Raw genomic sequence first — 19,391 nt, forward strand, 5'->3', positions numbered from 1 at the left:
TCCTTACAAATTCTTCACTTCTTCCGGCATCGGGAAGAAGGTGGGATGGCGATAGACCTTGCTGTTGGCCGGCTCGAACAGGGCGCCCTTGTCGGACGGGCTGCTGGCGACGATGTCGGCCGCGCGCACCACCCAGATGCTCACGCCCTCGTTGCGGCGGGTATAGACGTCGCGCGCGTTGTTGACCGCCATTTCGGCGTCCGGCGCGTGCAGGCTACCCACGTGCTTGTGCGCCAGGCCATGCTGGCTGCGGATGAACACTTCCCACAACGGCCATTCTTTGCTCGATTGCGGGTTCGTTTGCGTTGTCATGCGACCTCCTTCACTGCTGCGTGTTTGTCGGCGTGCGCCACCAGCGCCTCGCGGAACCAGGCGCCCTCCTCCCAGGCATCGACGCGCATGCGCAAGCGCTCGCGGTTGCACGGGCCATTGCCCTTGAGGACATTCTGGAATTCGGTCCAGTCGATGGCGCCGAATTCGTAGTGGCCCGTCTCGGCATTGAAGCGCAGGTCGGGGTCGGGCACGGTCAGGCCCAGGAACTCGGCCTGCGGCACGGTCTGATCGACCATGCGCTGGCGCAGTTCGTCGTTGGAGAACAGCTTGATGCGCCACTGCGCCGACTGCGCGCTGTTGACCGATTCGGCGTCGGACGGGCCGAACATCATCAGCGACGGCCACCACCAGCGATTGAGCGCATCCTGCGCCATGGCCTTTTGCTCGGGCGTGCCGCGCGCCAGCGACAGCATGATGTCGTAGCCCTGGCGCGCATGGAACGACTCCTCCTTGCACACGCGGACCATGGCGCGCGCATACGGTCCGTACGAGCAGCGGCACAGCGGGATCTGGTTGATGATGGCCGAACCATCGACCAGCCAGCCGATGGCGCCCATGTCGGCCCACGACAAGGTGGGGTAATTGAAGATGCTCGAATACTTGGCTTTGCCGCTGTGCAAGGCAGCGAGCAGTTCGTCGCGGGTAACGCCCAGCGTCTCGGCGGCGCTGTACAGGTACAGGCCGTGGCCGGCTTCGTCCTGGATCTTGGCCAGCAAAATCGACTTGCGCTTGAGCGTGGGGGCGCGCGTGACCCAGTTGCCTTCCGGTAGCTGACCGACGATTTCCGAGTGGGCGTGCTGGGAAATCTGGCGGATCAGGGTTTTGCGGTAAGCGTCGGGCATCCAGTCCTTGGCCTCGATGCGCACGCCGGCGTCGATGCGGGCCTGGAAGGCGCGTTCGTCGTCGGCCATGTCGGCGATGGTGCGGACCGTGCTCAGGCCGGTCTCTACTTGTTGGGCGTACATATCGTCTCCTCCTCTGTACTGGCTTGAAATCATAATACGATACACAAATCTTTTTCGCTACAGTTTTTTTGAGTCATATCAAAATTCCGCATTTGATACCCTTAAAATGCGTTTCACCCGGTAAACTGCTGTTTTCAGACATTGTTGGCCGATATGCACTGCTCCGACTGGATCACCGACTTCCTTGCCCACGACCCGCCGCGCTCGAAATCGCTGGTGGTGACCATCTTCGGCGACGCCATCGTGCCGCACGGCGGCATGGTGTGGCTCGGCAGCCTGATCGAGTTGCTGGCGCCGTTCGGCGTCAATGACAGGCTGCTGCGCACGGCCGTGTTCCGGCTGGCGCAGGAGGGCTGGCTTGGCGCCCGGCGCGACGGCCGCCGCAGCGCCTACGCAATCACGCCCGACGCCATGGCGCGTTTTTCCCACGCCTACCGCCGCATCTACGCCGAACCGCACGCGCACTGGGACGGCAGCTGGACCCTGGTCATCAGCGGCGAAGGCGCGCTGACGCCGGCCGAACGCACGGCCGTGCGCAAGGAACTGTTGTGGGAGGGCTACAGCGTGATCGCGCCCGGCATCCTCGGCCATCCGGCTGCCGAGCCGGCCGCGCTGGCGGAAGTGCTGGCGCGCCTGGGCGTGACCGGCAAGCTGTTCGTGGTGCGCGCGGCCACCGTGCCGGGCGTGGGTGCGCGGTCGCTGGGCGACCTGGTAGCGACCGGCTGGGACGTGCGCGAAGTGGCGGCCGGCTACGAACAATTTCTGGCGCGCTTTGCGCCGCTCGCAGAAGGGCTCGACGGCGGCGTGGCCGACGAACTGACGCCGGAGCAGGCCTTCGTGATCCGCACCCTGCTGATCCACGCCTACCGCCGCGTGCAACTGCACGACCCGCAACTGCCGGCAGAACTGCTGCCCGCACCCTGGCCCGGCACCCAGGCCTACGCGCTGGCGCGCCAGCTATACCTGGCCGTGCACGGTGCCGCCGAGCAGCACATCGACAGCGTGCTGCGCCGCGAAGACCCGGAGGCGCCGGCTGCGGAAGCGGCGTTTTATGCGCGGTTCGGGGGCTTGCGTCAGGGGTGAGCGGCTATGCGCCATACCGAGACGAGTGTCGCCAAGGGCTGCCACCCTGTATGATGTCGCCACTGCGCCACAAGCGCTCGACACTGAATTCAACGGGACTATCCACCATGCCTATCAAAATCAGCCAGCAGTTCGACGCCGGCGCCATCGACGTCATTTCCGCCGACAACCCGGCCGCGATCGACCTGAACATCCGCAAGGACTCGCACGCCGACATTACCCAGTGGTTCTACTTCCGCGTGCAGGGCGGCGCATCGACCCCGCTGGCGCTGCGTTTCCTCAACGCCGGCAAGACCGCCTACCCAGATGGCTGGAAAGACTACCAGGCCGTGGCCAGCTACGACCGCGACAACTGGTTCCGCGTGCCGACCTCGTTCGATGGCGAAGTGATGACGATTAACCACACGCCCGAATATGACAGCGTCTATTACGCCTATTTCGAGCCGTATTCGTGGGAACGTCACCTGGCGCTGCTGGACAACGCGCAACTGTCGCCATTGGTCAAACAGATCGACCTGGGCAGCACCATCGACGGCCGCGACCTGAACATGCTGGTCATCGGCGATCCGGAAGCCGAGCAAAAAGTGTGGGTGATCGCACGCCAGCACCCGGGCGAGACGATGGCTGAATGGTTTGTGGAAGGCATGGTCGAAGCGCTGCTCGATCCGGCCAACCCGTTCGGCCGCAATTGCCTGAAGGAAGCCGTGTTCTACGTGGTGCCGAACATGAATCCGGACGGCTCGGTACGCGGCAACCTGCGCACCAACGCCGCTGGCGCCAACCTCAACCGCGAGTGGCTGAATCCGACCATGGAGCGCAGCCCGGAAGTATTCCTGGTAAAAAGCAAGATGCTGGAAACCGGTTGCGACCTGTTCCTCGACATCCACGGCGACGAAGGCTTGCCGTATGTATTCGTGGCGGGCAGCGAGTCGCTGCCGACCTGGACCCCGGACCAGGCCGAAGGCCAGCAATACTTCATCGACAACTTCCTGATAGCCAGCCCGGACTTCCAGGACGAGTACGGCTACGGCGAAACCCCGTACACCGACGAAACGCTCACCATGGGTTCGCCCCATATCACGCACCAGTTCGGCTGCCTGTCGCTGACGGTGGAACTGCCGTTCAAGGACAACGCCAACGATCCGGACGCCGACACCGGCTGGAACGGCGCCCGCAGCGCCGAGCTGGGCAAAGCTGTGTTGCAACCGGTACTGCAAACGCTGGTCGCGCAGCAGTAACGCTTTGCTTGTCCTGGTGCTGCGCCAGGACAAGGCGGACGCCGTCCGCAAAAATACACTGGCCTCCAGCAGGCGCCACCCGGCGCCTTTCCCGGAGGTTCAGCATGAACATTCTGTTATCTGCGCGCCGCAGGACTGCCGCCTTGTTCCGCCTCACCGGTTTTACACACGTCCACCACGTCCGCCGCGTCACGAAACACATCACCCGCATCGATCACACCAGCCGCTGCCATCCTGTTGGCCGCCTCGTGTCTGCTGCGGCGCCGGGCTGCCTGGTGTTGTTGGCCGCCTGTAGCACGCCGTACAGCCCGCCACAGATCCTCGACGCCGATACCCGCTTCCCCGGCCTGGCGGATCTGCCTGCGCAGGCCGAGATTCGCGCTGCCGCTGATGCGGGGCGCCCCGCCAGCGCCGACGCGGACTTCTTCGCCACCACTGCATCGGGGCCCCGCTTCGGCGCTCAAGCACAGACCCGTGCTCTCGCCGAAACGGGCTCCCGCACCACCGATGTCCTGCTGGTCCACGGCATCTGCACCCACGACGCCCGCTGGGCGCAGCAGGTGGTGGCGCAGCTGACGCAGGCGATCGACAGCACCACCATGTCCACCGCACGCGCCGCCGTCCCTGACGCCGGCGGCATCGAGATCGTGCCCACCACGGTCGAGACGCCTGCCGGCCGCCTGCGCTTCAACGCCCTGATCTGGTCGCCGCTGACCACGCCGCTCAAGCGCCAGCTGTGCTACGACCAGACCGGCAAGTCGGCCATCTGCACCGGCGCGCCACCGTATCCGCATCAACGTGCGCTGCTGAACGCCCGCCTGAAAGACACCCTGATCGACGATTGCCTGCCCGACGCGCTGATCTACCAGGGCGTGGCGCGCGATGCGATCCAGCTGCGCATGCGCGACGCCATCCTGCACGTGCTGGCCGGCGACGAAGCGGCCGACAATGTGCCGCTGGTGGTGATCGCACATAGCATGGGCAGCAAGATCATGTTCGACACGCTGCTGCGCATGACGCTGGAAGCCCCTGCATCGCGCGCCGCCGCCACGGCCCGGCGCACCATGGAGCGGATGCGGATACTGGTGATGGCGGCGAACCAGATCCCGCTGCTGTCGCTGGCCGATCAGGCGCTGGATGGTGCCGCTGCCGGCAGTATTGCAGTACCTGTCCCGGGTGCGGCACCGGCGGCGGCGCCCGACAGTCTGCAACTGCTATTGCAACAACGCGGCAGCGGCGACCGGCGCCGAGTTCCAGCGCCGCTGACGCTGGTGGCATTCAGCGATCCCAGCGATGTGCTGTCATACACGCTGCCAACGGAGCGCTACGCCAGCGAGAGCGTCAAGGTGTTCAACATCCTGGTATCGAACGCGCGGACCTGGCTCGGTTTGCTGGAGCGGCCCGACCGCGCCCACCTCGATTACCTGAAAAATCCGGACGTCGGCCGGCTGGTGGCCTGCGGTGTGCCCGCCAGCGCCTTGTGCAAGCAATAAATGATCGTGCCCCCCCTGGCTAACCCGCCAGCGATACGCGTGCAGTACGCATGCAGCACGAGATGGGGCCGGCCCTGGCCGTGCAGGTTCAGGCGCCGCCCACCACCATCTTCTCGATCAGGATCGAGCCAGTCTGCTTGGTGCCACGCATCATGGTGTCGGCGCCAACCGCGACGATTTGCGCCAGCATGTCTTTCATGTTGCCGGCGATCGTGATCTCCTCGACCGGGTACTGGATCACGCCGTTCTCCACCCAGAAGCCCGACGCGCCGCGCGAATAATCGCCGGTGACATAGTTGGTGCCCTGCCCCATCAATTCGGTGACCAAGAGGCCGGTACCGAGCTTGCGCAGCATGGCGGTAAAGTCATCGCCGGGCGCCGTCAGCGACGACGACAGCGTGAGGTTGTGCGAGCCGCCCGCGTTGCCGGTGGTTTGCATACCCAGCTTGCGCGCCGAATACGTGGACAGGAAATAGCCCTGCACCACGCCATTCCTGACCACGTCGCGCGCACGGGTTTTCACGCCTTCGTCGTCGAACGGGGCCGAGCCCACGGCGCCGAGCACGTGCGGGTCTTCATGGATTTGCACGTGAGACGGCAGCACCTGCTGACCGAGGGAATCGACAAAAAACGTCGATTTTCGATACAGCGCCCCGCCCGACGTGGCCTGCACATAGGCGCCCAGCAGGCCGATGGCCAGCGGCGCCTCGAACAGCACCGGGCAGGTGCGCGTGGTGAGGCTGCGGGCATTGAGTTTGGCCAGTGCGCGCTCGGCGGCGTACCGGCCGATCGCCTCGGGCGAGGCCATGCGCGACGCATCGCGCACCGACACGTACCAGTCGTCGCGCTGCATGCCGGCGCCGCGTCCGGCAATCGCCGCCATCGATACCGTGTGGCGCGAATACGGATACCCGCCGATGAAGCCGCGCGAGTTGGCCGAGACGAAATGCGACTGCTGCACGTGCACGCCCGCGCCTTCGCTGTTGGTCACGCGTGCATCGACGTCGAATGCGGCCGCTTCGGCGCGCTTGGCCAGTTCCACGGCGCCGGCTGTGTCGATTGCCCACGGATAAAACAGTTGCAGGTCGGGCGGCGCCATTTCCAGCAGTTCCGCCTCGGGCAGGCCGCCGCAATCGTCATCGGCGGTGAAGCGGGCGATGTTGTAGGCCGCTTCCACCGTGGCTTTCAGGGCGGCGGTGGAAAAATCGGACGTGCTGGCATTGCCCCGCCGCTGGCCGATGTGGACCGTCACACCCATGCCCTTGTCGCGGTTTTGCTCGATGGTTTCGATCTTGTTCTTGCGTACCGATACCGACAAGCCGCTGCCCTCGCTGAAATCGACCTCGCAATCGGTGCCGCCCTGCGCTTTTGCGTAGCCCAGCACGTCGCGTGCGAGCTGTTGCAACTGGTCTTGGGTGTGGCTGAAATGGGGATCGGACATGGGCGGTTTTCGTCGGTGAGGTAACAAACCGGGTATCATAGCAGTCGTTCACAGTTTACAGGGACGGCTGCGCGCCGGACCGAAAGTTAATAATATGGTAAATCCAAACCGCGGCGCCGTCGGCTTCAGCTCGACCGAATTCGAACAGGAATACGAGCGCCCTTCCAAATCCGAGATGAAACGCCAGGTCGATGCCCTGCAAAAGCTGGGCGAAGCGCTGGTGGCCGAGCCGCGCGACCGCGTCAAGCGCGTGCCGATGCCCGAGGACGTGCGCGACGCCATCCTCGAGTGCCAGACCATCACCAACCACGAAGGCCGCCGCCGCCAGATGCAATTCGTCGGTAAAAAGATGCGCACCCTGGACGAAGCGGAAATCGCCGCCATCCAGCAAACCATCGACGGCTGGAAAGGCGCCTCGAAATCCGATACCGCCGCCATGCACGCGCTGGAACGCCGCCGCGACAAGCTGCTGGCCGACGACAAGGCGCTCACCGTGCTGCTGTCCGAAAACCCGGAACTCGATGTGCAGCACCTGCGCACGCTGATCCGCAATGCCCGCAAGGAGCAGGCCGAGAACAAGCCGCCGAAGGCCTACCGCGAAATCTTCCAGATCCTCAAGCAGGTCGAGGCCAAGAAGAAGAAAGACGCCGCCGCCGAAGCTGACGACGCCGACAGCGAAGAAGATGACGAGTAACGTCGAACCTGTACTGGTGATCGGCCTGGTGTCGGTCTCGGACCGCGCCAGCGGCGGCGTGTACCAGGACCAGGGCATTCCCGCCCTGCATGACTGGCTCGCCCGCACCATCACCACGCCTTATCGCGTCGAAACGCGCCTGATCGCCGACGAGCGCGCGCAGATCGAAGCCACGCTGGTCGAACTGGTCGATACCGCGCGCTGCCACCTGGTACTGACCACCGGCGGCACCGGCCCGGCGCGGCGCGATGTCACGCCCGAAGCGACCATCGCCGTGGGCACCAAGGAAATGCCGGGCTTCGGCGAGCAGATGCGCCAGATCAGCCTGCATTTCGTGCCAACCGCCATCCTCTCGCGCCAGACCGCCGTCATCCGCGAAACGCCAGACCACGCCGCCCTGGTCATGAACCTGCCGGGCCAGCCCAAGGCGATTGCCGAAACGCTGGGCGGCCTGAAAGACGCCGACGGTAACACCGTCGCTGGCGGCATCTTTGCTGCCGTGCCGTACTGCATCGACCTGATCGGCGGACCGTACATGGAAACCGATCCCGCCGTGTGCAAGGCGTTCCGGCCGAAATCGGCGCTGCGCCCTGCTGCTCCGGCCGCGTGACGCACACCGCCCCCGCGCGGCGGCGCCGTCTGCTGGCGGGCGCGGCGCTGCTGGCGCCGTTGCTGCCCCTGATACCTGTTTTGCCTGCCACTGCAAACGCTAAACCGAGGAAACCTATGAGCCTGCTGCAAACCATCGAAAAAGAAACCGGCGCCAATCCCGCCGTCGCCATCATCTGGATGCACGGCCTGGGCGCCGATGCCAACGACTTCGTGCCAATGCTCCAGGAACTGGACCTGCGCGGCCTGCCGCCGATCCGCTTCATCTTCCCCAATGCGGACACCATGCCGGTCACCGTCAACGGCGGCTACGTGATGCGCTCGTGGTACGACATCGTCGCCACCGACCTCGGTCGCCAGGAAGACGAAGCAGGCCTGCGCGCCTCGCAAGTCAAAGTGGAAGCGCTGATCGCGCGCGAAAAAGCACGCGGCATCGCCGCCGACAAGATCATCCTGGCCGGCTTCTCGCAGGGCAGCGCGATGACCATGCAAACCGGCCTGCGCCAGAAGGAAAAACTGGCCGGCCTGATGTGCCTGTCAGGCTACCTGCCAATCGCCGCCAAGGCCACGACGGAATTCACCCAGGAGAGCCTGGCGACGCCGGTGTTCATGGCCCACGGCCGCATGGACCCGGTGGTCCCGCTCGCCCGCGCCACCGCCTCGCGCGACCTGCTGCAACAGTGGGGCTACAACGTGGAGTGGCATGACTACCCGATGCAGCACTCGCTGTGCCAGGAAGAGGTCAATGACATCAGCGCCTGGTTAAAGCGCGTGCTGGCCTAGCGCGCCCGATTCCAGCGATGTTCGACCGTAATGCAGCTCGAACGCCACTTCGCCGTGGTCGAGCACGAGGCGCTGAAGCCGGGGCCGGCGGCGGTGAGTGTGGCCTGCAGGTTGTGAAAGCATTGCGGGAGTGAGGTGGGCGAGGCGCCGAAGTTGACAGTCAAATCACTATTTTCTCGTTCTGTCGCAGTCACCTCGAATCACTCCGGCAACAACGGCGCCTCCGTCTGCGGCACCGCCGTCTGCGCCGCGTTCATCACCATCGCCAGAAACGTGTAGTAGCCGTTGATGCCCATCAGGTCCACCACGCCGTGTTCGCCGAAGGCGGCCAGTGCGGCGGCGTAGGTGGGGTCGTCCACGCGCTGTTGCTGGTGCAGTTGCAGGCAGAATTCAACCACCAGCGCCTCATCGGGCAGCAGTCCCTGCGGCCTGCGCCGCTCGGCGATGGCCGCGATGGTGTCGTCGGCGATGCCGTATTCGCGCGCGATCGGGGCGTGGATCGCCCACTCCACTTGCTGGCTCCACTGGCGTGCCGTGACCAGGATGGCCAGCTCCGTCAGGCGGGTGCCGATGGCGCTGCGGTAGCGCAGGTATTCGCCCATGCGCTGGGCGGCGGACATCAGTTCGGGACTGCGGATCAACGGCACGAACGGCCCGTAGAGCGCACCGCGCGGGCCGTCGATCACCGCCTGCGCCGCGACTTGCTGGCTGGCGCTCATCTGCGCGAACGTTATCGGTCCCAGGCGATCGGTCATGTCCTTGCTCCTAGTAAAGTTTTTTGGCCATGGTGCGGCATGGATCAACAGAAGACAAGCTGAACGCGGCTATTGTCTGTTGGCAATCATAACAATCCACTTGCCAGAAAGGTTGTCCATGAACCGCCCCTACCCAGCCAGTCACCCGACTCACCTGATCCACCGTAACCTGCGCCACACGCCGCCCGTCGTCGGCGCGGCATCCGGCATGATCGTATACGACCGCGAAGGCAACCGCTATCTCGACGCCAGCGGCGGCGCCGCCGTGTCGTCGCTGGGGCATGCGCACCCGGAGGTGCTGGCGGCCATGCACGCCCAGATCGACCGCAATGCCTACGCCCACACGGCCTTTTTCACCTGCGAGGCGGCCGAGGAACTGGCCACGCGGCTGGCCAGTGACGCGCCGGGCGACCTCGATCACGTGTACCTGGTGTCGGGCGGGTCGGAGGCGATGGAGACTGCGCTGAAACTGGCGCGCCAGTATTTCGTGGAAGGCGGCGAGGAGCAGCGCAGCGTGTTCATCGCCCGCCGCCAGAGCTACCACGGCAACACGCTGGGCGCGCTGGCCATCGGCGGCAACGCATGGCGCCGCAAGCCTTTTGCACCCCTGCTGATCGACGTGCCGCACGTGGCGCCGTGCTTCGAGTACCACGACCGTGCGCCGGACCAGACCACCGAGGAATACACGGCCGCACTGCTGCGCGAGCTGGAAGACACCATCATCGCCACGGGCCCGCAGCGCGTCATCGGCTTTTGCGCCGAAACCGTGGTGGGCGCCACCGCCGGCGCCGTGCCGCCCACGCCCGGCTATTTTCGCGGCGTGCGCAGCCTGTGCGACAAGTACGGCATCCTGTGGATTGCCGACGAGGTGATGTGCGGCATGGGCCGCACCGGCACCCTGTACGCGTTCGAGCAGGAAGGCGTGCTGCCCGACCTCGTGGTGCTGGGTAAGGGGCTGGGTGCCGGCTACCAGCCGATCGGCGCGGTACTGGCGCGCACGCCCATCATCGACCGGCTGAGCGACGGCAGCGGCGTATTCATGCATGGCCATACCTACATGGGCCACCCGGTGGCCGCCGCCGCCGCGCTGGCGGTGCAGCAGGTGATCCGGCGCGACAACCTGCTGGGCGCGGTGACCGGCCGTGGCGCCATGCTGCGCACGCTGCTGCGCGAGGCGCTGGGCCGCCATCCCCACGTGGGCGATATCCGTGGCCGGGGCCTGCTGATCGGGGTGGAACTGGTGCGCGACCGCGCCACCAAACAGCCGTTCGATCCCGCGCTAAAACTGCACGCGGCGATCAAACAGCACGCCATGGCGTGCGGGCTGATGGTGTACCCGATGGGCGGCACCATCGACGGCGTGCGCGGCGACCACGTGCTGCTGGCGCCGCCGTTCATCGCCAGCGATGCCGACCTGGCCGAGATCACCGACAGGCTGGCACAAGCCGTGGCGCGTGCCATTACCACTGTGCAATAAACAACATGGTTGGGGAAGATTATTTCTATTGAAAAACATTATTAAAAAAATATTTATTATTTAAATATAATTAATATTTCCTCAACTGCCCCTGCTCTATTCATGAAAAAAAGTATCGCCGCCCTGCTGCTCACCGCAGCGTTTGCCACTGTACCGCTGCAAGCGCAAAACCTCGACAATCTGACGCCCGAGCAGCAAAAGCAGTTGCTCACGCTGCTGCTGAAACAGCAGATGGGCGGCGCCGCGCAGCCGGCACAGGCACCGGCGACATCGCCAATACCGGCTACATTTTGCTCGAACGCACGCCGGAGTCGAACGGCACCCAGCCGGGCAACTCGCTGGGTGCGCTGTTCAGTTCGGTGAAGAGCCTCGGCAATACGCTCGGCCTGGGCAAGAAGGAAGATTACGCGCTGCTCCAGATCGAGAGCAACCGCCTGGTACCCGTCAGCGTGTCGCTGGAGGACAAGCAGGTGCAGGTGATGAGCATGTGCAAGCAAAAAAATATATTGATCGCGAAGTGCCAGCAGATGGACACCTTCGACAGCGCATACGAACCGGACGGCTCGCGCCATCTCAGCCACTACTTCTGGCGCATCAACTGGTTCAATGTGCCGGGCCGTCCGATCCTGGTGTCGCAGGAAGGTGGCCTGTCGAAAATTTCGGCAACTGACCTCAACAGCGGCAAAAAAGTGATCCTGTTCGAACGCACGCTGGGCATCGCCAACTTTAATACCGTCCAGCACGCCAACGGCAAAATCAGCGTCCACCGCCCAACTGGGCTTTTCCGGCGAAACCCGCGACGACGTGCTGGCCCTGCTCGACAGCCTGCGGGATGTGGCAGCCAAGACTGCCGCCAACTAGATCAAGCTTTACGCGGCTTCCAGTCGATCACTTCCTGCTGCTGCTCGCCGAGACCGGGAATGCCCAGGCGGACCTGGTCGCCTTTTTTCAGGAAACGCGGCTTCGGCAGGCCCATGCCCACGCCCGGCGGCGTGCCGGTAGCGATCACGTCGCCCGGTTCCAGGGTCATGAATGTCGACAGGTAGCTGACGATCTGCGCCACCGTGAAAATCATGGTGGACGTGTTCCCGGTCTGCATGCGCTTGCCGTTTACTTCCAGGTACAGGTCGAGGTCCTGCACGTCGCCGATGTTTTCCGGCGTGACCAGCCACGGGCCGACCGGGCCGAAGCTGTCGCAACCTTTGCCCTTGTCCCATTGCGGACCGCGCTCGAGCTGGTACGAACGCTCGGAGACGTCATTGACGACCGTGTAGCCGGCCACGTACTTGAGCGCATCTTCTTCGGTCACGTACTGCGCGCGCGAGCCGATGATGATGCCCAGTTCCACTTCCCAGTCGGTTTTCTTCGAGCCCTTGGGCAGCATGATCGGATCGTCCGGGCCGGTAAGCGCGGTGATGGCCTTCATGAACACGATCGGTTCCTTGGGCAACGGCATGCCGGCTTCGGCCGCGTGGTCCGAGTAATTGAGGCCGATGCACACGAACTTGCCCACGTGCTTGACCGGCACGCCGAAACGGGGGTTGCCGCGCACCAGCGGCAGCGTGGCCGGGTCGATCTTTTCCAGCTTGCGCAGGGCCTTGGGAGCCAGTTGCGCGGCGTCGATATCGTCGATCACCGCGGACAGCGAGCGCAGCTTGCCCTCGTCGTCGATCAGGCCAGGTTGTTCTTTGCCGGGACGGCCGTAGCGCACAAGTCTCATGGTTTGCTTTCAAATGGTACAGGACCTGGCATTCTACCTCTGGCTCAGCCGTAGCGCTCCTGGCGCAACCATTTGTTGGCGATGATCTTGGTGCCCTTGACCACCGGTGCGCCGCCGTGCAGGGTCTGGCGGTCGGGCTGGTGGTTGCTGTCGGTATTGAGGAACCACAGCGCGCTGCCCTTCTTCGGATACACCTCGAGGCCCAGCCCGGGGAAGATGGTGCCGCCGCCCTGTTCCACGTTGGTCAGGTACAGGATGAAGGTGGCCAGGCGCTGGCCGCCGCGCGCCAGGTGGCTGCGGTGGCCGGTGGTGTCCGGGTCGAGCCAGTCGTAGTGGGGCCGGTATTCCTGCGTGCTCGCGTATTTTTGCAGCTGGAACGGCTCGCCGCATTCGGCCGGCCAGTGCGCCAGCGCCGCCAGGCGCCGCTCGATGCGCTCGGCGATTTCGGCCTCGCCACGCTCGATGAACGCCATGTCGCTGGTGCGGCCCTCGTGCACCACGCTCGAACCGTCGTCGGCGCCGGTGACGGTGGAGCGCGTATAACGGGTGCCGCAATGCGCCACGATGGCGTCGCATTCTTCGCTGGCGAGTACATTGCCGAGCAAGATCACCTGCGGATTTTTAAGCACGAACAGCACCTCCACTTCACGCTGATCGACCACGATCCGGTTGCGCGTGGTGTCGATGAACGGCATCACCTGGGCTGGCGTAAAAATGCTGGCGCCGGCGTCGCTGCCCGTTCCGCGCTGGCGCACGGCCTCGTCGAGGGCGGCGCGCGCCACGTCCATGGTGTACTGGCCCGAACGCGCCATGCTGTTGGCCATGTCGAGCGCACTGCAGCCGCGCGCCAGGTTATCGGTGATCCAGTCCTGCCATGACGACGGCAGGGAAGCGAGCACGGAAGATGGGGCGGAGGCGTCGGTCATGGTCTTATCTGGTGCTGGTGGCCGGGTGATGGTCCATTCTACCGGAACGCGCCGGACGCCTCCAGCGCCGCCAACCGTACCACGCCAGCCCCGGCACCTGCAGCGCGACCAGCAACGCAAACCCTGCCTGGTAGGCCTGCGCCGGATACTGGCCGTGGCCATTGGGCCGCCAGCAATCGAGCACCAGCCCGAAGCCGGCCTGCACCGCGAACGCCCCCAAGAAAATCAGGAGGTTCAGGCAGGTGGCGGCGCGCCCGGTCAACCGGCCCGGCAAGCCTTGCGCCACCATCGTGTACTCGATGCCGGTGACCGTGCCCACCAGCGTAAACAGCACCGCCAGCAAGGCGTAGCCGGGCCGCCAGCCGCACACCAGACCCGCCTGCACCAGGATGAACAGCGCGACGCCGGCCGCCGCCACCCGCACCGGCCGCACGCCCCGGCGCCCGGCCCACTCGGTGATCATGCCCACCGCGATGGCGCCCGCGATCACCGCGGCCATGCCCACGTACAGCAGCCAGCTGACCTGGTCCTCGGAGTAATGGGCCACATCGCCGAGCCAGCGGCCGATCCACAGGCCCTGGATGCCGAAGAACACCATGTGCGGCACCAGCACCAGTTGCGCCGCCTCGCGAAACGACGGATGGCGGCAAATCTCGGTCATGGCCGCGCGCAGCGGCTGGCGCTGCACGGTGGCCGCTTGCGGCGGCGCCAGCAGCCGGATCAGCGCCGCCGTAAACATCAGCGCCGACGCCAGGCCGATGAACAGGCTGCGCCAGTCGCTATGTTCGAGCACGATGCGCACCGGCAGCGTGGCCGACGCCGCACCCAGGCCGCCGACGGCGATCAGGTAGCCCTGCACCGACGGCAACCGCGCCGGCTCAACCCAGGTGGACAGCGCTTTCACCGCCGCCATGAAGCAGCCGCCCACGCCCAGCCCTATTACCGCGCGCGCCACCAGCAGCTGGGCGAAATCGCGTCCCCCCGCGAACGCCAGCGCGCCCAGCGCGGCGATCACCAGCATCGGCAACTGCACCCGCGCCGGTCCCCAGCGGTCGAGCGCCACGCCCACTGGCAACTGGGCCAGCGCAAAGGCAAAGAAGAACGCGCTGGTGAGCAGGCCCAGCTGGCCGGGCGTGAGCGCCAGCGCGGCGGTCAGGTCCGGCGCCAGCGTGGCATTGATCATGCGCATCAGGGTGGACAGGTAGTGGCCCAGCGCGAACGGCAGGAACACCACCAGGAACACCATGCGCCGCGACAGGGTCGGCGCGGTGGCGGCCGGCGCCGGTGAGCCGTGGTCGGCGTGGCCGGCATGGCTGGTGCGCTTGGCCTGGCTGGCGTGGCCGGCGTGGTCGCTCTGGCGCATGCGGCTACGCGGCGCTGGGTGCGCTGGCCGTGCTGCCGGTGGCGCTGGCGGCACCAGCGGTGCCGGTGCTGACGGCGGCGCCGATGGTGCTGATGGTGCTGGTATTACTTGAAGCGCTCGAGGCGCCTGAAGTGCTCACGCTGCCGGCCGCGCGGCTGCTGGCCGGCACCAGCTGGATCACCTTGCGGTCGCCCGATACATGCCCATGCTCGCTGCGGCTGCCGCCGTCTTCCTCGAAGAAGAATTTGTCGTGGCCAAAGGCCGGTTTCAAATCATCGAGCCAGGTCGCATGCGGGTCGAATTTGGCGTAGAACGGCCGCCGTACCCAGTCCGGGTTACGGGCTTGCAGGAATTGCAGCGCAAAGACTTTTTCGCCGCCGAGGGTGACCACGCCGTCGATCACCACCTTGCCCGGGAAGGCGCTCATCGACGGTCCGCGCACGGTGCGCGCCAGGCCCGACACCATCTGGTACGCGGCCTGGAAGATCTCGTGCGCGCGCACCAGGGGCAGCTGAAAATAGTCGTGCGGTCCGGTGTCGCGCTCGACGAACATGTAATAGGGGATCGCGCCCAGGCGTACGCCGGTCTGCCACAGCTCGGCCCAGCTTTTCGGGTCTTCGTTGATGTGGCGGATCAGGGGGCCCTGCATGCGCAAGGTGGCGCCGGTGTTCACGATGCGTTTCACCGCCTGCCGGGCGACTTCCTGGCGCAGTTCCACCGCGTGGTTGTAGTGGCCCATGATGGCCATGTTTTTGCCACTTGCTACCACCCGCTCGAACAGGCGCAGCAGGTCGTCGGCATCGCGGTCGGTGACGAAACGCTGCGGCCAATACGCCACCGACTTGGTGCCAATGCGGATGTTCTGGATGTGCGCCAGCTCGGGCGCGAGCAGCGGTTCGATGAACGCTTCGAGCGAGCGGGTGTTCATCACCAGCGGGTCGCCGCCGGTGATCAGGACATCGGTGACCTGCGGCTGGGTTTTCAGGTAGGCCGCCAGTTCGGTCGATTCGCGGGCGTCGAATTTGAGGTCGTCCATGCCGACGAACTGCGGCCAGCGGAAGCAGAAGGTGCAATAGGCGTGGCAGGTCTGGCCGGCGCTGGGGAAGAACAGCACGGTCTCCTTGTACTTGTGCTGCAAGCCGCGCAGCGGCACGCCGTCCAGGTGCGGCACGTTGTGCGTCATCTGCCCGGCCGGATGCGGGTTCATCTGCAAGCGCAGCTTGCGCACCAGCGCGGCCAGCGCATCCGGGTTGGCGTTGCCCAGCACCAGCTCGCGCAGTTGGGCGTAATCCCGGGGCGCCAGCATGTCGCGGTGCGGGAACACCAGCCGGTAAATCGGATCGTCGGGGATGTTGTTCCAGTCGATCAGTTGATCAAGCACGTATTCGTTGGTGCGAAACGGCAGCACGTGCGACACCACTTGCACGGCTTCCTGCAGGTCGGGCGTGAGCCATTCCCATTGACGGGCGTGGCTGATGGTCTGTCGGGTATAGGGTTTGAACTTGGCAGGGGTGGCGGTGGTCATGGCGGATTCCTGTGGCAGTGATCAATCGGAGACTGGATGCTAGGACTCTCGCGCCGCGCCGAAATTGCCAGATATCAAGTGATTCATGGAAAAATTTGAGGCTTTGTGGCAAGTTGCGGCTTGGCCACAGATGGAATTTCCTTACGGCTATTACTTGAGGCACCGCAATTTGGCCGCACAGGCGCGCCGGTAGAGTTCAAAGCTCCCTCCCCTTTGCAAGGACATCCGTCATGAAACTGCAACCCGTACTGGCCACCTTTACCGCTGCCGCCATGCTGTCGCTTTATTCCCTGCCGGTGCGCGCCGCCGACCCCACCGAAAAAGACGCCATCGCCATGGCCGAACGCGGCGCCGCCTTCATCAAGGCCCACGGCAAGGACGAAATGATCCGCAAGGTGGCCGCGCGCGACCCGAGCTTCATCCAAGGTTCGCTGTACGTGGACATCCGCGACCTGAAAACCGGCATCGTGCTGGCGCACCCGGTCAACCCGTCCATCGTCGGCAAAGACCTGACCGACGTACCGGACGCCAGCGGCAAAAAATACCGCCGCGAGATCATCGACCTGGCCGCCAGCAAGGGCAGCGGCTGGGTCGATTACCAGTACAAGAATCCCACCTCCGGCAAGCTCGAACCGAAGACCACCTACATCCTGCGCGTGGGCGACGTCGTGCTCGAAGCCGGCATCTACAAGAAGTAACGCCACATTTACCGGAGAGCGCCATGCTGAACAAACTACGGATCGGCCCCAAACTGCTGCTCGCACCCGGCCTGGTGCTGGTACTGCTGATCGTCACGGCAGGCGCCGCGTCGATCGGCATGGTGCGCCAGAACGCCTCGCTGGAAAACCTGGTGCAGGTGCGCGCCGCGCGGCTGAAAACCACGGCCGACGTGGCCGGCGAGGCGCGCTACGCCCATGCCCATATCTACCAGTTGCTGGCGTGGGTCAACGGCAGCTTCGCCCAGAGCCGCCTCGACGAACTGGGCCTGCAGATCAAGACCCGCCACGCCGGCATCGAAGACCAGTTGCGGCGCCTTGCTTCCGCCGCGACCCAGGGCGACGAGCGGCGCTACGTCGAGCAGTCGTTGAAGGCGCTGGCCGAGTACCGCAAGGCGGTGCTGGAAACCATGGACATGGCGCAGATGGACCAGAGCATCGCCACCAACGCCATGGCCCGCGCCGAGAAGCAGTTCCTGGTGCTCAACGACCAGTTGGCGCAGTTGTCGAACCTGGAGAAAAAGCTGAGCGAGCAGGCCCACGCGCGCGCCAGCGCCGACTTCCGCACGCTGACCACCGCCATGGCGGTGCTGGTGCTGCTGTCGATCGCACTTTCCCTGGGTGTGACGATGGCGGTGCGGCGCGCCATGCTGCGCGATATCCGCGGCATCGGCGCGGTGGTGATCGCACTGGCCGAAGGCCGCCTGGGCGCAAGCAGTACCAACAGCGGCCGCGACGAAATCGCCGACACCGCGCGCCTGCTCGACCAGAGCATGGGCAACCTGACTAAAACCATTTCCACCATCCTCGGCGCAGTGCGCTCGATCGACACGGCCGCCCACGAAATCGCCAGCGGCAACCAGGACCTGTCCACCCGCACCGAGATGCAGGCCAGTTCGCTGGAACAAACCGCCAGCGCCATGGACAGCCTGACGCAAGCGGTGCGGCAGACCGCCACCAACGCCAGGGAAGCGTGCCAGCTGGCGGCGGGCGCCAGCGACATGGCGCAGCGCGGCGGCGCCGCCGTGCAGCAGGCGGTACAGACCATGGCCACCATCCGCGCCAGTTCGCGCCAGATCGTCGACATCATCAGCGTGATCGACGGCATCTCGTTCCAGACCAATATCCTGGCGCTGAACGCGGCGGTGGAAGCGGCGCGCGCCGGCGAACAGGGACGCGGCTTCGCGGTGGTGGCGTCGGAAGTGCGTACGCTGGCGCAGCGCTCGGCGGCGGCCGCCAAGGAGATCAACGCGCTGATCTCGGCGTCGGTGGCCACCATCGACAGCGGCAGCGCCTCGGTGCACCAGGCCGGCGAACGGATGGTCGATATCGTCGCGTCGGTGCAGCAGGTGAACGACATCATCGCCCGCATCAGCGCGGCCAGCGCGGAGCAGGCGCAGGGCATCGCGGAAGTGAACCAGGCGGTGGGCCAGATGGACGACGTCACCCAGCAGAACGCCGCACTGGTGGAGCAGGCGGCAGCTGCGGCGGAAAGCCTGCAGGAGCAGGCCGTGCACCTGTCGCACGCGGTGTCGGTGTTCCAGGTGGGCGGTGCTACCGCCAGCGAGGTGGCGGTGGCCGAAGCAATGGAACAGGCGCCGCCGTCACTGGCGGAACGGCTTGCTCAGAAAGCGCGAGCCCGCCAGGCCAAAGCGCCACGGCAGCTCCATGGCTTTCGAAATGCCGATGCGCGGGCCGGTTAATACAGTCGGCACGTCCACCGCCTGATCGCTTGCCAGCAGAGTGAACGGCGCGCCGTCGAGCGGCAGGTTGTTGTCGGCGCGCGTAATGCCCAGCGCCTGCGCCAGCCGGCCCGGACCCGAACACAGCAAGCGCGCATCCTCGAGCCCGCGCCGGGCGCGCATCTGGTCGAGTCCCGCCAGCGGTTCGATCGCGCGCAGCAGCACCCCGGCGCCGTGGCCGTTCTCGCGGCAAACAAAATTGAGGCACCAGTGCAGGCCGTGCGATCGGTACACGTAGCTGCGCCCGGGCGGCCCGAACATGGAGAAATTGCGCGGCGTTTCGCCGATATAGCAATGCGAGGCCGGTTCCTCGCGGTCGTAAGCTTCGGTCTCGACGATGCGCCCGCCCACGCCGTTCACCAGCACGGTGACGCCGATCAGCTGGCGCGCCACCACCTCCGAAGGCGCTTCGAAATCAATTCCGGCAATAATTTTGCTCATGGCTACATTGTAAGGGAAGCCACAAAAACGCTGACAAAACGTTATTAAACGTGCGCACGCGATACACCTGACGGGCAAAATATGGTC

Annotated in this window: 19 protein-coding genes; 9 read left to right on the forward strand and 10 right to left on the reverse strand. The window is 65.3% G+C overall.

Going from position 1 to position 19,391, the window contains the following annotated elements:
- Window positions 1-3: 3 nt before the first annotated feature.
- Both paaB and paaA read right to left on the reverse strand, forming a co-directional pair.
- A complete protein-coding gene (paaB, locus tag ASF04_RS02595; RefSeq protein WP_056137868.1) occupies window positions 4-312 on the reverse strand; it encodes a 1,2-phenylacetyl-CoA epoxidase subunit PaaB in 309 nt (102 codons plus the stop codon).
- Entirely contained in the window at window positions 309-1,298 is a 990-nt protein-coding gene (gene paaA / locus ASF04_RS02600; RefSeq protein WP_056137870.1) for a 1,2-phenylacetyl-CoA epoxidase subunit PaaA, read from the reverse strand. The genes paaB and paaA overlap by 4 nt, the downstream gene beginning before the upstream one ends.
- Window positions 1,299-1,442: 144 nt before the next feature.
- On the opposite strand from paaA, the gene paaX reads away from it, so the two are divergent.
- The 3 genes from paaX to ASF04_RS02615 all read left to right on the forward strand — a co-directional run bounded on the left by paaX (window position 1,443) and on the right by ASF04_RS02615 (window position 5,112).
- Complete coding sequence (gene paaX, locus ASF04_RS02605; RefSeq protein ID WP_082488504.1) at window positions 1,443-2,381, forward strand: phenylacetic acid degradation operon negative regulatory protein PaaX; 939 nt, start codon at window positions 1,443-1,445, stop codon at window positions 2,379-2,381.
- A gap of 107 nt (window positions 2,382-2,488) precedes the next feature.
- Window positions 2,489-3,619, forward strand: a complete 1,131-nt coding sequence (locus ASF04_RS02610) for a M14-type cytosolic carboxypeptidase (protein WP_056137872.1) — start codon at window positions 2,489-2,491, stop codon at window positions 3,617-3,619.
- 104 nt (window positions 3,620-3,723) lie between these two features.
- Window positions 3,724-5,112: a hypothetical protein gene (locus tag ASF04_RS02615; protein ID WP_156368507.1), complete on the forward strand. Its 1,389-nt coding sequence runs from the start codon at window positions 3,724-3,726 to the stop codon at window positions 5,110-5,112.
- A gap of 88 nt (window positions 5,113-5,200) precedes the next feature.
- Here ASF04_RS02615 and pmbA read toward each other — a convergent pair whose 3' ends face one another.
- Window positions 5,201-6,553 (reverse strand): metalloprotease PmbA, encoded by a 1,353-nt coding sequence (pmbA, locus tag ASF04_RS02620; RefSeq protein ID WP_056137876.1) that lies wholly within the window; start codon window positions 6,551-6,553, stop codon window positions 5,201-5,203.
- Between the two features lie 94 nt (window positions 6,554-6,647).
- On the opposite strand from pmbA, the gene yjgA reads away from it, so the two are divergent.
- The 3 genes from yjgA (at window position 6,648) to ASF04_RS02635 (ending at window position 8,639) form a co-directional block, all read left to right on the forward strand.
- Window positions 6,648-7,247 carry a ribosome biogenesis factor YjgA gene (gene yjgA, locus ASF04_RS02625; RefSeq protein ID WP_019923207.1) on the forward strand — a complete coding sequence of 200 codons (600 nt, stop codon included), beginning with the start codon at window positions 6,648-6,650 and terminating at the stop codon, window positions 7,245-7,247.
- Window positions 7,237-7,857: a molybdopterin adenylyltransferase gene (gene mog, locus ASF04_RS02630; protein ID WP_056137877.1), complete on the forward strand. Its 621-nt coding sequence runs from the start codon at window positions 7,237-7,239 to the stop codon at window positions 7,855-7,857. The genes yjgA and mog overlap by 11 nt, the downstream gene beginning before the upstream one ends.
- A 116-nt stretch (window positions 7,858-7,973) precedes the next feature.
- Window positions 7,974-8,639: an alpha/beta hydrolase gene (locus tag ASF04_RS02635; protein WP_056137879.1), complete on the forward strand. Its 666-nt coding sequence runs from the start codon at window positions 7,974-7,976 to the stop codon at window positions 8,637-8,639.
- Window positions 8,640-8,839: 200 nt separating this feature from the next.
- Here the strand turns inward: ASF04_RS02635 and ASF04_RS02640 are convergent, their stop codons facing one another.
- The gene (locus tag ASF04_RS02640; RefSeq protein WP_056137881.1) at window positions 8,840-9,394 is read right to left on the reverse strand and encodes a carboxymuconolactone decarboxylase family protein; all 555 of its coding nucleotides are present in this window, start codon (window positions 9,392-9,394) and stop codon (window positions 8,840-8,842) included.
- A 118-nt stretch (window positions 9,395-9,512) separates the two neighbouring features.
- On the opposite strand from ASF04_RS02640, the gene ASF04_RS02645 reads away from it, so the two are divergent.
- Window positions 9,513-10,871, forward strand: coding sequence for an aspartate aminotransferase family protein (locus tag ASF04_RS02645; protein ID WP_056137882.1), 1,359 nt, complete (start codon window positions 9,513-9,515; stop codon window positions 10,869-10,871).
- 56 nt (window positions 10,872-10,927) lie between these two features.
- On the opposite strand, the gene ASF04_RS02650 is transcribed toward ASF04_RS02645, so the two are convergent.
- The 5 genes from ASF04_RS02650 to ASF04_RS02670 form a co-directional block, all read right to left on the reverse strand.
- Window positions 10,928-11,638, reverse strand: coding sequence for a hypothetical protein (locus ASF04_RS02650; RefSeq protein WP_056137883.1), 711 nt, complete (start codon window positions 11,636-11,638; stop codon window positions 10,928-10,930).
- A gap of 95 nt (window positions 11,639-11,733) precedes the next feature.
- A complete protein-coding gene (locus ASF04_RS02655) occupies window positions 11,734-12,591 on the reverse strand; it encodes a fumarylacetoacetate hydrolase family protein (RefSeq protein ID WP_056137884.1) in 858 nt (285 codons plus the stop codon).
- Between the two features lie 44 nt (window positions 12,592-12,635).
- A complete protein-coding gene (locus tag ASF04_RS02660; protein ID WP_056137885.1) occupies window positions 12,636-13,517 on the reverse strand; it encodes a 2OG-Fe(II) oxygenase in 882 nt (293 codons plus the stop codon).
- Between the two features lie 4 nt (window positions 13,518-13,521).
- Window positions 13,522-14,880, reverse strand: coding sequence for an MFS transporter (locus ASF04_RS02665; protein ID WP_229204888.1), 1,359 nt, complete (start codon window positions 14,878-14,880; stop codon window positions 13,522-13,524).
- Between the two features lie 4 nt (window positions 14,881-14,884).
- Complete coding sequence (locus ASF04_RS02670) at window positions 14,885-16,405, reverse strand: KamA family radical SAM protein (RefSeq protein ID WP_229204889.1); 1,521 nt, start codon at window positions 16,403-16,405, stop codon at window positions 14,885-14,887.
- 230 nt (window positions 16,406-16,635) lie between these two features.
- On the opposite strand from ASF04_RS02670, the gene ASF04_RS02675 reads away from it, so the two are divergent.
- Both ASF04_RS02675 and ASF04_RS02680 read left to right on the forward strand, forming a co-directional pair.
- On the forward strand, window positions 16,636-17,103 hold the full coding sequence (locus tag ASF04_RS02675) for a cache domain-containing protein (RefSeq protein ID WP_156368508.1): 468 nt from the start codon (window positions 16,636-16,638) through the stop codon (window positions 17,101-17,103).
- A gap of 23 nt (window positions 17,104-17,126) precedes the next feature.
- On the forward strand, window positions 17,127-18,824 hold the full coding sequence (locus tag ASF04_RS02680) for a methyl-accepting chemotaxis protein (protein ID WP_056137886.1): 1,698 nt from the start codon (window positions 17,127-17,129) through the stop codon (window positions 18,822-18,824).
- Here ASF04_RS02680 and ASF04_RS02685 read toward each other — a convergent pair.
- Window positions 18,726-19,304 carry a DNA-3-methyladenine glycosylase gene (locus ASF04_RS02685; RefSeq protein ID WP_056137887.1) on the reverse strand — a complete coding sequence of 193 codons (579 nt, stop codon included), beginning with the start codon at window positions 19,302-19,304 and terminating at the stop codon, window positions 18,726-18,728. The two genes, ASF04_RS02680 and ASF04_RS02685, sit on opposite strands and share 99 nt — an antisense overlap.
- Between the last annotated feature and the right edge of the window lie 87 nt (window positions 19,305-19,391).

Origin of the sequence: Duganella sp. Leaf61, from assembly GCF_001421905.1 — a bacterium.
Lineage (GTDB): Bacteria > Pseudomonadota > Gammaproteobacteria > Burkholderiales > Burkholderiaceae_D > Rugamonas > Rugamonas zoogloeoides.

Excerpts from the sequence above, each read along its gene's own strand:
- yjgA (WP_019923207.1), top strand. The coding sequence starts at position 6,648 with ATGGTAAATCCAAACCGCGGCGCCGTCGGCTTCAGCTCGACCGAATTC.
- paaB (WP_056137868.1), bottom strand. The coding sequence starts at position 312 with ATGACAACGCAAACGAACCCGCAATCGAGCAAAGAATGGCCGTTGTGG.
- ASF04_RS02615 (WP_156368507.1), top strand. The coding sequence starts at position 3,724 with ATGAACATTCTGTTATCTGCGCGCCGCAGGACTGCCGCCTTGTTCCGC.
- ASF04_RS02680 (WP_056137886.1), top strand. The coding sequence starts at position 17,127 with ATGCTGAACAAACTACGGATCGGCCCCAAACTGCTGCTCGCACCCGGC.
- ASF04_RS02685 (WP_056137887.1), bottom strand. The coding sequence starts at position 19,304 with ATGAGCAAAATTATTGCCGGAATTGATTTCGAAGCGCCTTCGGAGGTG.
- ASF04_RS02610 (WP_056137872.1), top strand. The coding sequence starts at position 2,489 with ATGCCTATCAAAATCAGCCAGCAGTTCGACGCCGGCGCCATCGACGTC.
- ASF04_RS02670 (WP_229204889.1), bottom strand. The coding sequence starts at position 16,405 with ATGACCACCGCCACCCCTGCCAAGTTCAAACCCTATACCCGACAGACC.
- ASF04_RS02640 (WP_056137881.1), bottom strand. The coding sequence starts at position 9,394 with ATGACCGATCGCCTGGGACCGATAACGTTCGCGCAGATGAGCGCCAGC.
- pmbA (WP_056137876.1), bottom strand. The coding sequence starts at position 6,553 with ATGTCCGATCCCCATTTCAGCCACACCCAAGACCAGTTGCAACAGCTC.
- mog (WP_056137877.1), top strand. The coding sequence starts at position 7,237 with ATGACGAGTAACGTCGAACCTGTACTGGTGATCGGCCTGGTGTCGGTC.
- ASF04_RS02635 (WP_056137879.1), top strand. The coding sequence starts at position 7,974 with ATGAGCCTGCTGCAAACCATCGAAAAAGAAACCGGCGCCAATCCCGCC.
- ASF04_RS02655 (WP_056137884.1), bottom strand. The coding sequence starts at position 12,591 with ATGAGACTTGTGCGCTACGGCCGTCCCGGCAAAGAACAACCTGGCCTG.
- ASF04_RS02665 (WP_229204888.1), bottom strand. The coding sequence starts at position 14,880 with ATGCGCCAGAGCGACCACGCCGGCCACGCCAGCCAGGCCAAGCGCACC.
- ASF04_RS02675 (WP_156368508.1), top strand. The coding sequence starts at position 16,636 with ATGAAACTGCAACCCGTACTGGCCACCTTTACCGCTGCCGCCATGCTG.
- paaA (WP_056137870.1), bottom strand. The coding sequence starts at position 1,298 with ATGTACGCCCAACAAGTAGAGACCGGCCTGAGCACGGTCCGCACCATC.
- ASF04_RS02645 (WP_056137882.1), top strand. The coding sequence starts at position 9,513 with ATGAACCGCCCCTACCCAGCCAGTCACCCGACTCACCTGATCCACCGT.
- ASF04_RS02660 (WP_056137885.1), bottom strand. The coding sequence starts at position 13,517 with ATGACCGACGCCTCCGCCCCATCTTCCGTGCTCGCTTCCCTGCCGTCG.